Annotated in this window: 15 protein-coding genes and 1 pseudogene; 10 read left to right on the top strand and 6 right to left on the bottom strand. The window is 60.7% G+C overall.

The window, feature by feature from the left end:
• Positions 1-53 precede the first annotated feature (53 nt).
• Positions 54-863 (bottom strand): DUF3108 domain-containing protein, encoded by an 810-nt coding sequence (locus JQ566_RS26260; protein WP_212377941.1) that lies wholly within the window; start codon positions 861-863, stop codon positions 54-56.
• A gap of 564 nt (positions 864-1,427) precedes the next feature.
• Between JQ566_RS26260 and rpmB the strand changes: the two genes are divergently transcribed.
• The 9 genes and pseudogenes from rpmB (at position 1,428) to JQ566_RS26220 (ending at position 10,877) form a co-directional block, all read left to right on the top strand.
• Positions 1,428-1,736: a 50S ribosomal protein L28 gene (gene rpmB, locus JQ566_RS26255; protein ID WP_212377777.1), complete on the top strand. Its 309-nt coding sequence runs from the start codon at positions 1,428-1,430 to the stop codon at positions 1,734-1,736.
• A 201-nt stretch (positions 1,737-1,937) separates the two neighbouring features.
• On the top strand, positions 1,938-3,455 hold the full coding sequence (locus tag JQ566_RS34995) for an ATP-dependent nuclease (protein ID WP_212377775.1): 1,518 nt from the start codon (positions 1,938-1,940) through the stop codon (positions 3,453-3,455).
• Positions 3,452-4,288: a hypothetical protein gene (locus tag JQ566_RS26245; protein WP_212377773.1), complete on the top strand. Its 837-nt coding sequence runs from the start codon at positions 3,452-3,454 to the stop codon at positions 4,286-4,288. The genes JQ566_RS34995 and JQ566_RS26245 overlap by 4 nt, the downstream gene beginning before the upstream one ends.
• A gap of 28 nt (positions 4,289-4,316) precedes the next feature.
• Positions 4,317-6,482, top strand: coding sequence for a helicase HerA domain-containing protein (locus JQ566_RS26240; protein ID WP_212377771.1), 2,166 nt, complete (start codon positions 4,317-4,319; stop codon positions 6,480-6,482).
• A 2-nt stretch (positions 6,483-6,484) separates the two neighbouring features.
• The gene (locus JQ566_RS26235) at positions 6,485-7,810 is read left to right on the top strand and encodes a DNA double-strand break repair nuclease NurA (protein WP_212377769.1); all 1,326 of its coding nucleotides are present in this window, start codon (positions 6,485-6,487) and stop codon (positions 7,808-7,810) included.
• Positions 7,807-8,022: pseudogene (locus JQ566_RS35050) on the top strand (DNA methyltransferase); the annotation flags it as partial. The gene JQ566_RS26235 and the pseudogene JQ566_RS35050, both read left to right, overlap by 4 nt.
• A 303-nt stretch (positions 8,023-8,325) precedes the next feature.
• Entirely contained in the window at positions 8,326-8,904 is a 579-nt protein-coding gene (locus JQ566_RS34720) for a hypothetical protein (protein ID WP_249139816.1), read from the top strand.
• Positions 8,905-8,986: 82 nt separating this feature from the next.
• Positions 8,987-10,378 carry a DUF2235 domain-containing protein gene (locus tag JQ566_RS26225; RefSeq protein ID WP_212377765.1) on the top strand — a complete coding sequence of 464 codons (1,392 nt, stop codon included), beginning with the start codon at positions 8,987-8,989 and terminating at the stop codon, positions 10,376-10,378.
• Positions 10,379-10,631: 253 nt separating this feature from the next.
• The gene (locus JQ566_RS26220; RefSeq protein WP_212377763.1) at positions 10,632-10,877 is read left to right on the top strand and encodes a PilZ domain-containing protein; all 246 of its coding nucleotides are present in this window, start codon (positions 10,632-10,634) and stop codon (positions 10,875-10,877) included.
• Positions 10,878-11,108: 231 nt separating this feature from the next.
• On the opposite strand, the gene JQ566_RS26215 is transcribed toward JQ566_RS26220, so the two are convergent.
• The 5 genes from JQ566_RS26215 to cobS all read right to left on the bottom strand — a co-directional run bounded on the left by JQ566_RS26215 (position 11,109) and on the right by cobS (position 17,479).
• Positions 11,109-11,516, bottom strand: a complete 408-nt coding sequence (locus JQ566_RS26215) for a hypothetical protein (RefSeq protein ID WP_212377761.1) — start codon at positions 11,514-11,516, stop codon at positions 11,109-11,111.
• A gap of 268 nt (positions 11,517-11,784) precedes the next feature.
• Positions 11,785-12,897: an NADH:flavin oxidoreductase/NADH oxidase gene (locus JQ566_RS26210; protein ID WP_212377760.1), complete on the bottom strand. Its 1,113-nt coding sequence runs from the start codon at positions 12,895-12,897 to the stop codon at positions 11,785-11,787.
• A gap of 354 nt (positions 12,898-13,251) precedes the next feature.
• Complete coding sequence (locus JQ566_RS26205; protein WP_212377758.1) at positions 13,252-14,325, bottom strand: esterase-like activity of phytase family protein; 1,074 nt, start codon at positions 14,323-14,325, stop codon at positions 13,252-13,254.
• Positions 14,322-16,226 (bottom strand): cobaltochelatase subunit CobT, encoded by a 1,905-nt coding sequence (cobT, locus tag JQ566_RS26200; protein ID WP_212377756.1) that lies wholly within the window; start codon positions 16,224-16,226, stop codon positions 14,322-14,324. The genes JQ566_RS26205 and cobT overlap by 4 nt, the downstream gene beginning before the upstream one ends.
• A 254-nt stretch (positions 16,227-16,480) precedes the next feature.
• On the bottom strand, positions 16,481-17,479 hold the full coding sequence (cobS, locus tag JQ566_RS26195) for a cobaltochelatase subunit CobS (RefSeq protein ID WP_024339250.1): 999 nt from the start codon (positions 17,477-17,479) through the stop codon (positions 16,481-16,483).
• Positions 17,480-17,780: 301 nt separating this feature from the next.
• Here cobS and JQ566_RS26190 point away from each other — a divergent pair, with 301 nt between their 5' ends.
• Complete coding sequence (locus JQ566_RS26190) at positions 17,781-18,440, top strand: DedA family protein (protein WP_212377754.1); 660 nt, start codon at positions 17,781-17,783, stop codon at positions 18,438-18,440.
• Positions 18,441-18,602: the final 162 nt, after the last annotated feature.

Here is an 18,602-nt window from a genome sequence, read left to right as displayed (position 1 = left end):
CCCGCTCGCGCTGCGCGCGATCGACCCTCCCCCTCCAGGGGAGGGTAAGAGGCCTACTGCGTCTTCGCCACCCTTGGCGGCTGGGGGGAGGTGATGAAGCTGGTGGCTTCCAGCATGGCCGGCCCCAGGGGCGTCGGCACTTTCAGCCAGAACGGGACCAGGATGCGCGTGCCCGCGACCGGCGCGAAGGCGATCTCGATATTGCGCTGGGCGGCGAGGTATTTGATCACGGGGCGATCGGGGATGTAGCCGGCCACAGGCACGAAATAGAGCGCGCAGACCACGACCGGGCCACGATAGCCCTTCTCCGCCTTCACGGTCTCCATGCGCTTGAAATCGAGCTTGAGATCGTAGCGCATGCGGCCGTCGAACACGGGCGCCGCGTTGTGGCAGGCCTCCGGCGAAACGGGATCGCCGGTGCCGGGCACGCGCAGGAGCGAGGCCGTCATGGGGTCCCAGACGCCGCGGCGATGCGCCTCGGTGACGACGATACGGTCCGGATCGACCGGCGGCTCCGGCAGAATGGCAAATTCCTTCACACTGCCCTTGTCGAGGGTGATGCGGATCTCTTCGGTCTTCTTCTGGGTGGTGGTGGAGGCCTGATAGCCGGTCGCCACCAGCGCGCCGCCAACGACGCGCCCCTGGCTGGCGCCGGTGCCCGACCCGCCCGTGAACGACTTCAAAAGCCCCGTGGTGCCGCCGGCGGCGGCGGCCGAAAACACGTCGTCCTGGATGTCGATGTTCCAGGCGCCCTTGCCGACGGGAATGCCCGCCAGCGAGGCCTCATATTGCGCCTCGAGCTTGCCTTGCGCCGCGGCCGGTGCCGCGCCCCACGCCAGGGCCAGCGCGCAAAAGGCGGCCAGCCAAGCGGCCAGACCCAGGCGGGCCGGGCGCAAGTCTTGCGCAAAAAGGGGCGTTGTCAGCACGAAACAATCCAATCGGGGCGCGATGCGCTGTTACTTAAGCCAAAAACCGCAGCAAACAATGTGTCGGGGCGCCTGAGCCCTGGAACTCCACCGGACTTTTCGGTGGCGAATACGCCCTTTATGTGATGGTAAGGCGCGCTAATCATTGCCGTTTTGGTGATCGGGAGCGAGGTGTTCGAACACCTCTCCCCACCCTCCGCTGTCATGCCCCGGCTTGACCGGGGCATCCAGTACGCCGCGGCCTATCGACTCTGGCCGCGCCGTCACGGCGTACTGGATCGCCCGCCTGCGCGGGCGATGACACCTGTTGTGACGCGCGAGATCCCGGGCTCGGGCTCCGCCCGCCCCGGGACGACGGGCCAAAAACGGCCCGTCGCCTTGACGTCCCGCCCCTTCCCCCCTATACGTCCGCCCGCTCCCTGCAAGGACAGAGAATTTGCCCCCGTGGCGCCCAAAATGGCGGCCGCACATCGTTGGGGGTTCAGGATAAGGAATTTTGCCATGTCTCGCCGCTGCGAACTGACGGCCAAGGGCCCCCTCGTCGGCCACAAGGTCAGCCACTCCAACATCAAGACCAAGCGCCGCTTCCTGCCGAACCTCGTCAACGTGACGTTCATCTCGGAAGCCCTCGGCCGCAACGTGCGCCTGCGCGTCTCCACCAACGCGGTCAAGAGCGTCGACCACAATGGCGGCCTCGACGCCTTCCTGCTCAAGGCCAACCCCGACGCGCTCTCCCCGCGCGCGGTCGAGCTGAAGCGCGCCATCCAGAAGAAGGTCGGCGACACCGCGCCGGCGAAGCAGGCGAGCTGAGGTTTTCAGTTAGGGCGGGGGCTAAGTAGCGTCGCGTGGCGTAGGCTTAGCCAGTTGAGTTTTGCGTTGACGGCCGGATCGGGAGATCCGGCCGTTTTTGTTTTTGGGGGAGAGCATATGCAGACACGATAGACTTCACCAAAATTCAGTCTATGGTTGCAGCATTGAGAGGTCTGCAGCAAGCTCTAGGATGACCTGGTAGTGGCAACGTTTTCCGTGGTGGCTAGAAGCTTTTCCCCAAATCGAGGGGAAACAGATCACGTCTTTCTAGAGCGCGATAATTGGGACGACTACACATTCAAGACATTATTCCACGCAACTTACTCAACTCAATCGGGAGAGCTCGTTAAGCTTGGCCAGATAAAAATCATGAAGCGAGGGATGACCACTGGGCCCGTGGAAATCCCCTTAGCCTTCGAAAATCTGGGCACAGATTACTGCTCACTCGGACAAGACCAGTCATTCTACGAGACAATTCACTCGTTACCTTTAGGTGCGGGGTATCGCATACTTGACCAACTTCGAGATGCTGTTTGGTCTCAAGCGATATTTGAGGAATTCTCTGCTGAGGACGCGTTCCAAACCTCCCTCCTACGCAGCGTCAAGGAAGCCGCCCTCACGCGCTTTCGTCAATTGCTTCATAATGAGTACCAGCAAACAAGCTTTAACTTCCACTATCGCCTCGGTGTGGATAGCGGGAGCACAACGCTCGACTTTCTCGTCGAGCCAAGAAGTCTCCCACCGACTAACGTGCACGCAATTATCGGCCGCAATGGCGTGGGAAAAACAACTCTCCTTGGACGAATGGCCGAAGCCGTATGTCTATCTCCCAACTCAAGACAAACTCGCCCAGAGATCGGAAGATTCTTGCACGTGTCCAGCGAAGATGCCCCCCCGGGTGGCTTCGCTAACGTCGTCAGCGTCAGCTTCAGTGCATTTGATGACTTTCGAATCCCGTCAGGCACAGGTGAAGAGCCCCTCGACGTTCGATACGACTATATTGGCCTTCGATCTTTTGACGAACAGCGTCTTAAGACTCTCGATGAGCTCGTCGAAGAGTTCATTTCAAGCGCTGACCTGTGCATTAGAAGCTCTCGCTTTTCCTCCTGGAGACGTGCGATCACGACCCTTTCGAGCGACCCGGGCTTCGATAGTTTGGGACTTGGTGCGCTGTCAGACAATCCGCAAGAATCGCTCATCGAGGCTTGCAAGGACATCTACTCCAAGGCAAGCGCCGGCCACCGCTTAGTTCTGCTGACCATGGTGAGGCTCGTCGAAACGGTGGGGGAGCGAACCCTCATCTTGTTTGACGAACCCGAAGCTCACTTGCATCCACCACTCCTAGGATCATTTATCCGCGCACTATCGGAACTACTACTTGCTCGCAACGGAGTCGCCATCCTCGCGACCCATTCGCCGGTTGTGCTCCAAGAACTGCCCGCGAATGCCGTCTTTATTCTCTCGCGAAATGGTAACTCCCTTTCGGCTTCTCGCCCTTCGTTGGAGACTTTTGGCGAGTCGGTTGGGCTTCTTACTCACGAGGTCTTCGGACTCGAAGTTGCAAGAAGTGGCCATCATTCACTCATAAGCGATCTCATCAAATCAATCGGCCCTTCAGCGAGCTATGAAGAGATCCGCAACAGATTTGATGGGCGCCTCGGGACAGAAGCTCGCTCGATAGTCCTAGCTCTAATTGCGAAGAACGAAAATTTGAAATGAGGCGATTGGTTCCTGCTGCCCGAGACCCAAGGGCCGTATTCGATGCTTGCGCTGAAAGAACGCAAAATGCCGCCCTTCGAACTCAATTGTTGGCGTGCGGCCCAACGATCGCGCTTCTTGCGAACGAGTATGAAGAACTTGCGAAGAACTCTGCCCTGAACACATTTAGCGATACAGAGCTCTATCCTTTGCCTGCACCGCGCAAAGAGCTCGGCGAGCTCTACGCAAGAGTTTTGCGGGATGGTGGAGAACGCCCCACCTACGATTCAATCATGCAGCTGGCCCATCAAAGCATCTGTCCTCAATGCGGAATTGGTCGGGTGAGAACCCTCGACCACTATCTTCCCAAGGGTCGCTTTCCTGAGCTTGCCGTTGTCCCGCTCAATCTTGTACCGACCTGCCGCGACTGCAATTTCGACAAGAACGAACATCACAGCTCAGATGAAGGCGACTATGTTTTTCATCCATATTTCGACGATTGGGATCAGTACCGCCTAGTCTCAGCAACAATTGCATATCAACCATACGTCTCCATCAAATACTCCATTGGCTCTCCGCACAATGCCCCGCCGATAGTAATCACGCGCGCTACGACTCACTTCCGAGTACTAAATCTCGCTGCCCTCTACTCGATGAACGCAGGCGCATCCCTGGCTGAGATTAAAGTCAACTGCCTCCGTGCGAGCACTCAGGGGGCGGCGCTTGTGAGGGACTACCTCCGCGACCAAGAGGATGCTGCGGTTCGTTCTGCACCCAATGGGTGGAGAGCGGCAATGTATTCAGCGATGGCGAAGGATGATGCCTTCTGGAACGGCGCCTATAATCTGATTTGATTGAGAACAAAGATATTGGAAGGGTTCTATGACGAAAAACAAAGGTCCCTTGGCAAGTGAAGCAGCCAAGTACGCGGAGCACTTGGCGGACCAATCGGGACAGGCTCTAACTGCCCTAATTTCGGCGCACGGCAACGTCGGCGACCTCATCAAGATGGACTTCTCGGAATGTGAAGTTCTCATTCATGATCATCTTCGGCAGAAAGTAGGAGGGCTGGCTTTGGGCTGCTTCCTTCTTGCAACCCGTTTATCTCCAGGCGCGACCGCTACACCTTTGGACGAAGATTCCAACTTACTGCTCCTAAGAGTAACTGGACAAGCGCGGCTTCCCAACGCATCCGAGACAGATCTGAACCGCTTCTTGGCCGGGCAACGCGTTGCTACCCTAGATGCGATGTGGGATGCGCAAGGCAAGATCGATCAGTTCACACTCAATCAGCTGCGATACGCTGGAATTCGATGCCGCTTACTAGGCACATTTCGAATGAAGGAGACGAAGCCGTCAGAATGGAAGCTCTCTTTCGGGGCGGACGTTTCAAACTTTTACTCTGGTCGTGGACTAAAGGTCTACAAGCCCTTCGGGGCTGCATTGGCTCAGATAGTCAACTTCCAAAAGACAAAAGGAGACGACTCGCATCCGCTAAGCGGTAAGCGAGTCGCGATAGGGCGGGTTCGCTATGCATCCTCCGAACGAATGGTCGACCCTGCGGGCGATAGCGTACAAGTCGAACTCGATCCGACCGATCTAATTGCTAGAAGAACCGCACTGTTCGGCATGTCTCGGACGGGCAAGTCGAACACGACAAAGGTGATCGCTAGCAGCGTCTTTAGGTTAAGAGAGCAGAACAAGACGAAGGGCCTCATTGGGCAGCTGGTATTTGACGTTAACGGGGAATACGCGAACGAGAATACTCAGGACGGAAGCGAAGAGAACGCCGCCTGTTTGAAGAACATCGCTCTACATACTGCCAACGCAACAAATTCCGACGTCGCAACTTACGGACTTGCCTCGCACCCTAATGATCCCACGCGAACGATTGTAAAAGTGAATTTCTTTGGCGGGCTCGTCTCAAAGACGTCGACCGCTGACGAACTGTCGGAGGCGCTTGAACCGCTTCTAGTCGGCAAAATGCTGATAGACGGCCAAATAGCAAGTGACAGCTCAAAGTACATTGCCAACTTCCGCAACACCTCGCTAGACATCCCGGCAGTACTCGACCCGAGCAGTTCAGTACGCTTTCAAAGGATCATATTGGCCTATCGGGCCGCACTTAGCGCCGCCGGCTTTGCTCCTCCCGACACAGTAAAGAAAGCCCTCCTCAAGGGGCTTTTTTCCAAAGACCTCGTTCAAGCGCTTGAGCAGTCGAAGTCATCCGACTCGGGCATGTATGTGAGAGCGGCGACGATCATCAAAAAGGAGACGGTCAGCTGGGATGAAGCAGTCGAGCTCGTGAAAGGCTTGCGACGCTTTATTCAAGACACCAAACACTCCGGCTACGACGATTTCAACTCAAAATATGCGTCCCAACATGACGGCCGCTCTTGGCATGACGAGCGCCTCACGGGCATCCTCTCCATTTTTGAGTACGCCAATGGCGTAAACGCTCTAAGAGCGTTGAAAGACGAGCACGATCCAGGAAGCGTCGGTGATTACGCTCAAAGCGTGATGGACGACTTAGTGGCCGGCAAGCTCGTGATCTTCGACCAATCGCTTGGCGACCCCGAAATGAATCGAGCGGCAGCCGAACGTATCATGTGGGTCATTTTCAATCGGCAAAAGCAGGAATTTGTCACGGCCAAGAAGGATAAGGAGGGGAATTTGATACCGCCGCCTGACATTCTTGTTTACGCAGAGGAGGCGCACAACTTGCTGCCTCCCAACGCAGCGACGGACGTATCTAACATTTGGTCGCGTGTTGCGAAGGAAGGATCCAAATATCGAATCGGCCTCGTCTACGCCACTCAAGAACCATCTTCTATTCAGTCGAACATAATGAAGAATACCGACAATTGGTTTGTCGCACATCTCAACAACGCCGACGAAACAAAGGAGCTCCGAAAATACTACGATTTTGACGACTTCGTTCCTTCAATCCTCCAGGTCCCCGATCCGGGATTTTTGCGGATGCGCACGCTAAGCAATCCATACATTGTACCAGTTCAAATCAACCGCTTTCTTGTAAAGGCGAAATGATCATGGCTGGAACACAACATGAAACCGGCGAAGGCCTGATTGCTCTACAAAGCAGCAAAGCCATTCATGATTTTGAGGGAACGATCGAGACTAAGGACAATACGGCAACAAAAGATGCGCCACCCATCGTTGAAGTGATCCGAAACGAATGGCTCCCTATCCGCGTCGTTGCCATTGACGGGTCAACTTTAACTCACAAGGTCAAGAACGGATATCCCGGAGCAGAAGCCAGCATACTTATGTTGTCCGTAGTCTTTATCGACATCACGGAGCTGGCCAGCATCGTTCCTCATGAAATCCCTTCTCCTCGCGTCTTCAACGAAATGGACACGGCAAAGACCCTAGATGGTGTCCTGCCCGGCGCAAACGTTGTTCGAGCGGGGACGCCCGGGGACACACCCGTCAATTTCTTTCGAAGTACCGTTCAGGACATTCTAAGTGGGACGCTCGATCCATCCCATGAAACACTTCTGGAAACATTGCGTGCGATCACTGTCGGTCGGCAAGCGAATATCGCGTGCCCGATCGATGATTGCAAAGAGAAATACAAATCGAAAACGGGGAGTTACAAGTGCGACTGCGAGCGCAACCAGACTCTCTTCGAAACCGATGCTCTGCGCTTCCATGAACGCTTCAATGAGATCGGATCAAACGGCGAAGTACATGGCGAAGTTAGGCGAGTAGTCGAGGTCCTTTCACTAATTAACATCCTGCGATATTTCGAAGACGACAAACGGATTCACTATTTGAAGAATTGCGCTTTTGTTCTCGATGGCCCTCTCGCCGTGTTCGGACAACCCGCGTGGATTGCACCGTATGTGCAAAAAGAGATTCAGCGAATCAGCGCAAAGTCTCTCAAGAACAACGGTTGCGACCTGCTGCTTTTCGGGATTGAGAAGAGCGGCCAATACATGACGCATTTCTCGGATATTGACTGGACGGACGAACAGGGGCCGCGGTCAAAGTTTGACAGCAAGACGGCAATCATTCCGAACGCTAAGTACATAAATCGAAATATCGTGTTCCGCCCCGAAGACGCCAAACCGTCGGGAATCGATACGTATTTTGGTCGAAAGGTTTTGTACAAGACTGCGAATGGAAGTCACGCCGTGCTAAATTCGGCAATTGTGAATAGCGAAGGGCTCGACTTTCACAATACGTCCCCAAGCGCATTTCCAAGGCTTGGAGACGCTCTTAATGTATTAGACCATCTTTCAACGTATCTTTATGAAGATGGCTTTATGCCGCTCGTTCGAGCTCACGCACACGCAGCTATACCACTTAAGCAAGGCGCCGAAATTCTGCGGAGCCTCTTCAACTTATCATGACAACGCGAAGCAAGGCAGAAGATTGGACTTTGTCCAGCCCGGAGGGGCGTTGGTGCGGGCTTGGGCCCTACTACGCCATGTTCCCGATCTCTTTTGTTCGCAAGAGCATCGAACGGCACTGCCCTCCCTCCGGCCGAGTATTGGATCCGTTCTGCGGGCGAGGCACAACTACGTTTGTGGCCTCAGCCTCGGGCAGACAAGCCTTTGGCACGGACACCAATCCGGTAGCATGGATTTATGCCTCGGCTAAGCTCGACCCCTGCAAGAATGCCGGCTTACTCCTAAAGCGAACGAAAGAAATCGTAGCCCAGTCCAGCGGATGGGACAGACAGCCCGAGAATGAATTCCAAGCACACGCGTGGCATCCGAAGGTCCTAAGCTTCCTGAAGTCAGCCCGGAGAAACTTAGACTGGCGGACGCGAAAGGTTGATCGCACTCTTATGGCAATCATTCTGGTACACCTTCATGCAAAGCTTGGTGAAGGTCTCTCCAATCAAATGCGACAGTCGAAATCAATGTCCCCCGACTATGCCGTTAATTGGTGGAGAAGGCGCCGACTAAGCCCACCAAATATAGACATCGTAGATTTTTTCGAGAAGAAACTCGCTTGGCGATATAGAGCCGGAGTTCCCTCTATTCGCGGGCGGGCGGAGGTCGAACTGGGAGATGCACGCGATATCCTTCCGCGAAAAGTCGAGTTCGATGCGGATCTGGTCCTAACCTCGCCGCCCTATTTTGGCGTTACAAACTACGAGTACGACAACTGGATTCGCTTGTGGATGCTTGGTGGCCCCTCGCTACCGAGTTACAGAACTGCCGCGCGGTACGCCGATCCAGAGAAGTACGAAGAACTTCTATTAGGCGTTTTTGAGGAAACGAAGCGCCATTGCAAAGACACTGCGACGATCTACGTCAGGACGGATGCTAGACGTTTTACTTTCGAGACTACCCTCGATATCCTGACCGAGTTGTGGCCTAGACATAAGCTCTTCTTCCAATCGGATATTGCGAAGGGCGCAACTCAGACTGCGCTCTTTCAGAAGAAATGGCACAAAGCGGGCGAGGTCGACATAATTCTTACTCCCAGAAGATGAAGTTCTCCTTTGCTTGGTGTGCTGCTACATTTTCCATTTTCCGCTATACTCGCCCCGGTAGCATCACCCGGAGGCGCATCCCATGGAGCACGCAGCCAATCCCGACCACAGGCCGGCCGGCAAAAACCTCGTCATCTGCTGTGACGGCACCGGCAACGAGATCTCGGAGAACATCTCCAACGTCCTGAAGCTCTATCGCTGCCTGCGCAAGACGGACAAGACGCAGCCGCGGCAGATGGTGTTTTACGATCCCGGGGTCGGCACGGTGACGGAGCCGTCGACCTGGCACCGGATCAAGGCCGACGTCAATCTGGTGCTGGGGCTCGCCACCGGCTACGGGCTCGATGACAACGTGCTGTCGGCCTATTGCTTCCTGGTCGAGCATTACGCGCCGGGCGACAAGATCTATCTGTTCGGTTTTTCGCGCGGCGCTCACACGGTTCGCGTGCTGGCGGGGCTGATCCACAAGATCGGTCTGATCTCGCCGGAGCAGGTGAACCTCGCAGGCTCCGGCATGGTCGCCTACAAGCAATATTCCGGCACCGGGCACGGCAACGCTATCGAGGACCTCCAGGACGTCGCTTTCGACGAAAGCGGGCCGCTGCCGAAGGACGCGTTCGACCTCGCCGCGCAGTTCGCGCGCATCACCTCGACGCGCTGGCCGACTATCCACTTCATCGGCGTGTGGGACACGGTGGCGAGCGTGATCGTGCCGCGGCGCGACAATCTCTTCTTCGTGTTCAGCCTGGAGGAGCTCGCCTTCACGCGGCGCAATCCCAGCGTCAAGATCTTCCGGCAGGCGATCGCGATCGACGAGCGGCGCCGCATGTTCCGCCTGAACAAGTACTGGGAGCCGCAGGAGTTCTGGAGCAATCGCTACGTGCCGGACGAGAAGAAGGTGCCGCAGGACATTCTGCAGGTGTGGTTCGCCGGCGTGCATTGCGACGTCGGCGGCGGCTATCCGGAAGCCGAAAGCGGCGACTCCAAATATCCGCTGATCTGGATGATCGAGGAGGCCGAGAAGGCGGGGCTGAAGTTCAACCCGCGCACGGTGAACCAGCTCGCCTGGGGCGTCCAGCGCAAGAACTCGCCGTTCAAATACGTCGAGCCGGCCTATACGGGGAGGACGGGCGAATTGCACGATTCGATGAATGCGGCCTGGCGCGTGCTGGAGTATTTGCCGAAGAGCGCGAAGTACAAGGAATGGCCGGAGCGGAAGGTCAGTTTCGGCTTCTACATTCCCGATTGCGAGCCGCGCGTCATCCCCGAAGGCGCGCATGTGCATGAGAGCGTGCTGAAGCGGATGGCGGTGGAGCCGGGGTATCGGCCGGTGAACATGCCGAAGGATTATGTGACGGTGCCGATGCCGGTGGGACCGGCACACGCGGAGGCGGCGGGGGCTGAGGCGGAAGAGGTGCTGCCACCCTCCCCTGGAGGGGGAGGGTCGGCTCACGTTGAGCGCAGCGAAATGTGAGACGGGGTGGGGTGACGGTCTCTCCGCGATGAACAGTGCCCGAGTGGAGAGATCACCCCACCCCGCTCGCGCTGCGCGCGATCGACCCTCCCCCTCCAGGGGAGGGTGGCACCCCGCTACCGCCGCTTTTCCTGTTCGCTGACACTTTTCATTAAAATTCTCATCCGCGACTTAGCAGGATCGCATCATCTCTTTCCGATCATTGGGACAGATCACCCGCCGCGATACCTGCGGAGTTGGAGGAGATGTGCCAATGCATCCGCGTAAATATGCCCGCGTGAAGCCCGCAGGGCTGGTGTCGCGACAGGCCAAGATCATCACCGACCCGCGCGCGCCGGTGATCCCGTGCACGCTGATCGACTATTCGCCCGGCGGGGCCTGCGTCGATCTCGGCGGACAGGTGAGCATTCCCGATCGCTTCGAGCTGCTCCACGTCAACACCAAGAAGCGCTGCCGCATCGCCTGGAAGCGCGGCTCGCGCGTGGGCGTGGTGTTTTAGGGACTCCCCTGGAGGAATCCAGAACGTCGTCATGCCCGGGCTTGTCCCGCCTGCGCGGCCGAAGCCGCTTCGGCGAGGCGAAGGCCCGGGCATCCACGTTCTTGGTGCCGCGGGTAAAGACGTGGATGGCCGGGACAAGCCCGGCCATGACGATGTGGAGACTATCGTGCCCAATACTCGCACGGCTCATATGCGATAGCCCTGCCCTCCAGGGGAGGGTGTGAGAGAAAGCTACTTCCGCATCCGCGCCTTCGCTCCCGCCACGATCTGCATGGCGACGCCGGCGATCCAGCCGGCGAAGACGAGCCAGGTCCAGGCCATGTGCGGATCGAGCCGGAGCACGATCACGGCGACGGAGACAAGCGCGGTCAGCGTGGCGCAGAGCGTGCCGGCCGCGCTCAGAAATTCCGCGGCGTCGATGTCGCCGTGTGCGTCGTCGAAAGGCATTTGCGGCGTGTCGATGCCGAGATAGAAGCCGACGGCGCCCAACGCCATCATCAGCAGCAGGAACCCTTGCGTGGTGAGCGTGGGGATCGCCGAGCCGACATAGGCGCCGACGAACAATCCGCACGCGGCCCCCGCCATCGCAAGACCCACGCGCTCGAACACATGGGCGGTATTACGAACACGAAAACGCATAGCCGGCCTCCGCGAGGCGTTGAGTGCGGAGAGGTTAGGCCAGTTTTGGGAGGCGTGGAAGGTGAGGGGATTTACGGAGGCGTGAGGGGGCCTCTATGCTTCCTGATCTCACGGGGCTGCGACCTCCACGTGTGATGCACGCCTGCCTCCCCATCGTCATTGCGAGCGCAGCGAAGCAATCCAGAGCCTTTCCGCGGAGGGATTCTGGATTGCTTCGCTGCGCTCGCAATGACGAGTGTGCGGCGCCGTCATCGCGCCTCACGCTCCCTCACCGCGCCCCGAACGTGGTCTTGCCGAACAGCGCCTTCTGCGTCGAGGGCTGCGAGCGCCAATATTGCGGGGGCACTTCGACTTCGCCGCCGAGCGCGGCGGCGGCGTGCCAGGCCCAGCGCGGGTCGTAGAGCATGCCGCGGGCGAGCGCGACCATGTCGGCCTTGCCGGATGCGACGATCTCCTCGGCGTGCCCAGCATCCGTGATGAGGCCGACGGCGATGGTGGGCAGTCCGGTCTCGCGCTTGATGGCCTCTGCAAACTGCACCTGATAGCCGGGGCCGAGCGGAATCTTCTGCAGCGGCGAGACGCCGCCGGAGGAGGCATCGATCCAGTCGACGCCGCGCGCCTTCAGCGCTCGCGCAAATTCGATCGTCTGCGCGAGGTCCCAGCCGCCCTCGACCCAGTCTGTCGACGACACCCGCATGCCGACCGGCTTGTCCGCGGGGAACGCGGCGCGCACCGCGTCGAACACTTCGAGCGGAAAGCGCATGCGGTTCTGCAAGGACCCGCCATATTCGTCGCTGCGCCGGTTGGAGATCGGCGACAGGAATTGATGCAGGAGATAGCCGTGCGCGCCGTGCACCTCGATGGCGTCGATGCCGAGCCGCGCGGCGCGCTTGGTCGAATCGACGAAGGCCTCGCGGATGCGCTTCAGGCCCGCCGCATCCAGCGCCAGCGGGGCGGCCTCGCCTTCCTTGTGCGGCACCGCCGACGGCCCCACCGTCTGCCAGCCGCCCTGCCCCTCCGGAATCAGCTGGCCGCCGTCCCAGGGCCGCGCACTACTGGCTTTGCGGCCGGCATGGGCGAGCTGCATCGCGACCGCCGCGGAGGAATGCTTGCGCACGGAGCTGAGGATCTGCTTCAGCGCGGCTTCGCAGGCATCGCTGTAGAGCCCGAGGCAGCCCGGCGTGATGCGGCCGATCGCCTCGACATGCGTCGCCTCGATGCAGAACATCGACGCGCCCGACAGGCTGAGATTGTTGATGTGGGTGAAGTGCCAGTCGGTGGCGACGCCGTCATCTGCCGAATACTGGCACATCGGCGACACCACGACGCGGTTCTTCAAGGTCAGGCCGCGCAGCTTGATCGGGTTAAACAGGGCGCTCATGCGGGGAGTTCCGAGGATGGAGGGGCAATGCGGGAAGTGTAGTGAGGGATGCGCGGATTGCTAGGCGCGCGGGGGAATGGCGGGTAGCCCAGGCGTGCATTTCCGCAATGGCGGTTTGAGGCGAGATGACGCCACAAGTTCGCTGTCGTCCCGGACAAGCGTCAGCGCAGATCCGGGATCCATAGCCACAGGACGTGGTTATGGCGCGAGATGCCCACTCCAAGTCTTCGCCAAACTTCTTCCTGTGGGTATGGGTCCCGGATCGGCGCGCGCTTGAGGCGCGCTTGTCCGGGACGACAGAGAGATTTAAGGCGCGTCCGAGACGACAGCGGAGTTTGCCGAACGACAACGGCCCTACTCCGCGAGCGTGAATTGCAGCAGCAGGGTCCGCTGCAGCATCGAGAAATTGTCGTCGGAGATCAGGGTCAGCACGGTCTCGCCGTCCGCCGTGACGTGGGCGTCGATGCCTTCCATGTTGTCGATCTCATGGCCGAGATCGGCGGCGAACAGCGCGGGGCCGTCGACCAGCGCAGCCGGCGCGATTGCCTTCAGGGGGATCGCGCGGATGCGGATGTTGACGCCGGTGAACCAGGAGAATTTGCGTTCGAGGATCAAGAGCTCGCCGGAGGGCAGCAGCACGGCGTCGCTGATGTCGTATTTCTCGGTGCGGCGCACGCTGAACTGGCCGGGCGTGGGGCCGCCGATCAGGAAGGCGACGAGGTTGCCGTCGGCGTCGAGCCCACGCTCGGAGAACGCGATCAGCGTGCCCGCGAGCGGCTGGGCCTGACCCTGGCCTTTGGGCACGACGACCATCGCCTCCAGCCCCTTGTTGGAGGGCAGCTTGCGCAAGGCCGGCGGGACGCCGATCACCTCGCCGCGGGCCCGCGTGCCGCCCTTGGCAAAATCGTAGCGCAGGATCTGGTTGACGCGCTCGAGCCCGACATAGACGAGGTTGCCGTCGCGCGCGAGCGATTCCGAATCCCACCAGAGGCGCTTGTCCGTGATCGGCCGCCCCTCGGCGCCGAGCAGCGGCGCAGCCTCGACCTCCGTGAGGCCGACCATGTCGCGGCCGGAATAGCGGATGCTGCCGGTGAACCAGCCGCCCTGGTCGGAGATCGCGAGGAAGCGCTCACCCTTGCCGTCGAGGAAGCGGATGCCGGACAGGCCGCCGAAGCCGCGATAGGGCGAGGTCAGCACGAGGCCGCTGCGATATTCCAGCGAGCCGAAGCGCGTGCGCGTCCGATCGCGCGGCTCGAAATTGGGAATTGGGCGCGCGTTGACCTCGACGCTGACGGGCGCGGCGACGGCGCGTTCGAGCGCACGTGGCTCGGCCACCGCTTGCGCCTGCGCCAGGCGGGGGAGCGCGAGAGTGGAGAATCCTGCCGCAGCGTGCCTGAGAAAGCTGCGGCGGGATGAAAGCGTGCTCACGAATGCAATTTGCGTCGCGGGCGACCGGGTGCTTGCGTGGGCGCCGTGTTGGTCTCGCTGAACAGTTCGGCGAGCTTCTCGGTGATGGCACCGCCGAGCTCCTCGGCATCCACGATCGTCACCGCGCGGCGATAGTAGCGCGTGACGTCATGGCCGATGCCGATCGCGATCAGCTCGACCGGCGAGCGGGTCTCGATCTCCTCGATGATGTGGCGCAGATGCCGCTCGAGATAATTGCCGGGATTGACCGACAGCGTGGAATCGTCGACCGGCGCGCCGTCCGAGATCATCATCAGGATCTTGCGCTGCTCGGCCCTCGCCAGCAGGCGCTTGTGCGCCCAGTCCAGCGCCTCGCCGTCGATGTTCTCCTTCAGCAGCCCCTCGCGCATCATCAAGCCGAGATTCTTGCGCGCACGGCGCCAGGGCGCGTCGGCGGACTTGTAGATGATGTGGCGGAGATCGTTGAGGCGGCCGGGATTGGCCGGCTTGCCGGCGGCAAGCCAGGCTTCGCGCGATTGCCCGCCCTTCCAGGCGCGCGTGGTGAAGCCCAAAATCTCGACCTTGACGCCGCAACGCTCCAGCGTGCGGGCGAGGATGTCGGCGCAGGTCGCGGCGACCGTGATCGGGCGTCCCCGCATCGAGCCGGAATTGTCGAGCAGCAGCGTCACCACGGTGTCGCGGAACGTCGCCTCCTTCTCGTGCATGAAGGACAACGGGTGATAGGGATCGGTGACGACGCGCGACAGCCGCGCGGGGTCGAGGATGCCCTCTTCGAGGTCGAACTCCCAGGCGCGGTTCTGCTGCGCCATCAGGCGGCGCTGCAGGCGGTTGGCGAGGCGGGCGACGATGCCTTGCAGATGCGCGAGCTGCTTGTCGAGATAGGCGCGCAGGCGCTCCAGCTCGTCATGGTCGCAGAGGTCCTCGGCCGCGATCACCTCGTCGAATTTCGGCGCGAAGGCGTGATATTCCGGCCCGCGCGGCTCGTTCCTGCCATGCGCGTTCGGACGCGTCGCCTCGCCCGGCGTCTCGTCGTCGCCGAGCTCGCCGTCGTCGAACGTATCGGAGGTCGAGGCCTGCGCGCTTTCCATCGCGCTCTCGCTCATCTCCTCCGAGGTCGCCTGCGCCTGGTCGGCGCTCATCTCCTGGGCGGCATCGGAATCGGGCGAGCCTTCGGCGCCGGACTGATCGTTGTCGCCGTCCTGGTTCTCGTCGTTCTCGTCATTGTCCTCGCTGTCGGCGTTGCGCTCGTCGCCGAGCTCGAGCGCCGACAGCAGATCATGCACGGCATCGCCGAACCTGGTCTGGTCCTCGACCACGCCGTCGAGCCGGTCGAGCCGCTTGCCGATCTTGTCTTCGAGAATGGGACGCCAGAGGTCGACCATCTTCTTCGCCGCCGTCGGCGGCGCCATGCCGGTCAGGCGCTCGCGCACCAGCATCGCCAGCGCGTCCGCCAGCGGCGCATCGGCGCGGTCGGTGATCTCGTCGAACTTGCCGCGATGGAAATGGTCGTCGAGCATCGCGGTGAGGTTCTTGGCAACGCCCGCCATGCGGCGTGCGCCGATCGCCTCGACGCGAGCCTGCTCGACCGCCTCGAACACGCCCCGCGCCTGCGGATTGCCGGGCATCAGCTTGCGATGAACCTTGGGATCGTGACAGGCGAGCTTGAGGGCGATGGAATCGGCGTGGCCGCGCACGATGGCGGCGTCACGCTTGGTCATCTTGCGCGCCGGCTCGGGCAGCCGCGCCTTGCCCGGCGCAAGGCCGGGGCGCTCGGCGGCGAAGGAGACGTCGAGCTCGGGCGATTTCGCGATCGCCTTGAGGCAGGAGGCCACCGAGCGCTTGAACGGCTCGGTCGGCGCTTCCTTGTTGCTGCGGAATTTGGAGTTGGAGGTGGTGCTCATCTCGATCTCACCGTCGTCCCAAGCTCAGCTTGACCTGTCGTCGCCGCCTAGTGCGCAATTGCGCACGGGGCGCGGGGACCCATAACCACAGGACGTCATTTGGCGAAAGGTGGCAACTGATAGCTCGCGCAATAACCACGGCTTGTGGTTGGTCGCGACGAGCGCAAGCGCTCGCGCGGAGGTCCCGGATCTGCGCTTCCTCCAGACGGCGCTTTGCGCCGCCAGGAGTTCGCTTGTCCGGGACGACATCCCGCTCAGCTCAGCGCCACGTTGACCGCCGATTCCGGCAGCTCCGCATTGAAGCAGCGCTGGTAGAACTCGGCGACCAGGGGACGCTCGAGCTCGTCGCACTTGTTGAGGAAGGTGACGCGGAAGGCGAAGCCGATATCGCCGAAAATGTCGGCGTTTTCCGCCCAGGTGATCACCGTGCGCGGGCTCATCACCGTCGACAGATCGCCGTTGGCGAAGGCGTTGCGGGTGAGATCGGCGAGGCGCACCATCTTGTTGACGATGTCGCGGCCCTCCTGGGTGCGATAGTGCTTGGCCTTGGCCAGCACGATCTCCACTTCCTCGTCATGGCTGAGATAGTTCAGCGTGGTGACGATCGACCAGCGGTCCATCTGGCCCTGGTTGATCTGCTGGGTGCCGTGATAGAGGCCCGAGGTGTCGCCGAGACCGACGGTGTTGGCGGTCGCGAACAGGCGGAAGGCCGGGTGCGGCTTGATCACCTTGTTCTGGTCGAGGAGCGTCAGGCGTCCCGAGACTTCCAGCACGCGCTGGATCACGAACATCACGTCCGGGCGGCCGGCATCGTATTCGTCGAACACCAGCGCGACATTGTGCTGGAGCGCCCAGGGCAGGATGCCGTCACGGAATTCGGTGACCTGCTTGCCGTCGCGGACCACGATGGAGTCCTTGCCGACGAGGTCGATGCGGCTGATGTGGCTGTCGAGGTTGACGCGCACGCAGGGCCAGTTCAGGCGGGCGGCGACCTGCTCGATATGGGTGGATTTGCCGGTGCCGTGATAGCCGGTCACCATCACGCGGCGGTTCTTGGCGAAGCCGGCGAGAATGGCCAGCGTGGTGGCGCGGTCGAAGCGGTAATCGGAATCCACTTCGGGCACATGAGGATCGACTTCGGAATAGGCGGGGACTTCGAGATCGCTGTCGATCCCGAACACCTGGCGCACCGACACCTTCATGTCGGGCAGACCGGAAACTTCCTCAACTTTGGACAGGGCGGCGGTCGTCATCAATCCTCCGAGGTCCCGGGCGGTCCCGAAACCGGTTATTCGCACGTTGGCTGCGGCTGGGTGCTGGAAAGCAACCTATCAGAGACAAGTGGCGGGCAGAAGCCCGCCCTCCAATCAAAGTTCCATTGTCTTTTCATTTAGATAGGCAAGGAACGCAGATTTTGGAGGGCTGCCTTGCGAATCACGCCCGCATTTCGCACCCGGGGAAAATGGCCCAGCCTATGCGAATGGCAAATTTCGCCGGCTCTCCTTACTTATGTAGGGTGCAAAGCCCCGCGCGCCAGCCCGCCACAGAGACGACGTGACGTCCTTCCTCGATCCCCTCATCTCCTTCGTCTCGGCCCATGCGTGGCTGGGCTATCTGACCCTGTTCCTGGCGGCGCTGCTCGAAGCCGTTCCGGTGGCGGGATCGGTGATCCCCGGCTCGACCATCATCCTGGCGCTGAGCGCCCTGGTGCCGGGCGGCGAGCTGCAGCTGCCATGGGTGCTGCTGGCGGCGGCGCTGGGCGCGGTGCTGGGTGACGGATCGGCCTATTGGATCGGGCACCGGCGGCAGCGCGAGATCCTCAACACCTGGCCGCTGACCAATTATCCGCGCGTGGTCGCGGAGAGCGAAAGCTTCTTCAACCGCTTCGGCACCTGGGCCGTGTTCTTCGCCCGCTTCGTGCCGCCGATCCGCGCCTTCGTCCCCGTGACCGCCGGCGCGCTGGGCATGGCGCCCGCGAAATTCTACGCGGTGAATATCCCGGCGATCCTGGCCTGGGCGCCCGCCCATGTGCTGCCGGGCGTGCTGGCGGTGTCGGCGCTGCACGAATATGCCGGGCTGCATCATCATGGACATGTCGGCAAGCACATCTGGATTTTGACCGTGGCGGGGGTTGCGATCGTTGCCGGCCTTGCGATCTGGGCCATCCGCCGCCGGCACGGCAGCGCGCCCGCGGAAGCCAAGCCACGGGCCTGATGGCGCGGCGCCCGGCGGTCCGGTCGCGGCCTCGACCTTGCTGCTCTCAAGCACGACGGCCGAATAGCCGGCATGGGATGAGGACCGCAGGCCGCACAGCACGCCGCACAAGAGGCGGGCAAACAGAGCTTTCCGCTGCCCAAATTGCGATCCGCCACGGAT

It is taken from the genome of Bradyrhizobium sp. SZCCT0231, assembly GCF_018130245.1.
In the GTDB taxonomy this organism is placed as follows: domain Bacteria; phylum Pseudomonadota; class Alphaproteobacteria; order Rhizobiales; family Xanthobacteraceae; genus Bradyrhizobium; species Bradyrhizobium japonicum_F.
The sequence above is the reverse complement of the archived record's forward strand: the minus strand, read 5'-3'. Positions and strand labels throughout refer to the sequence as shown.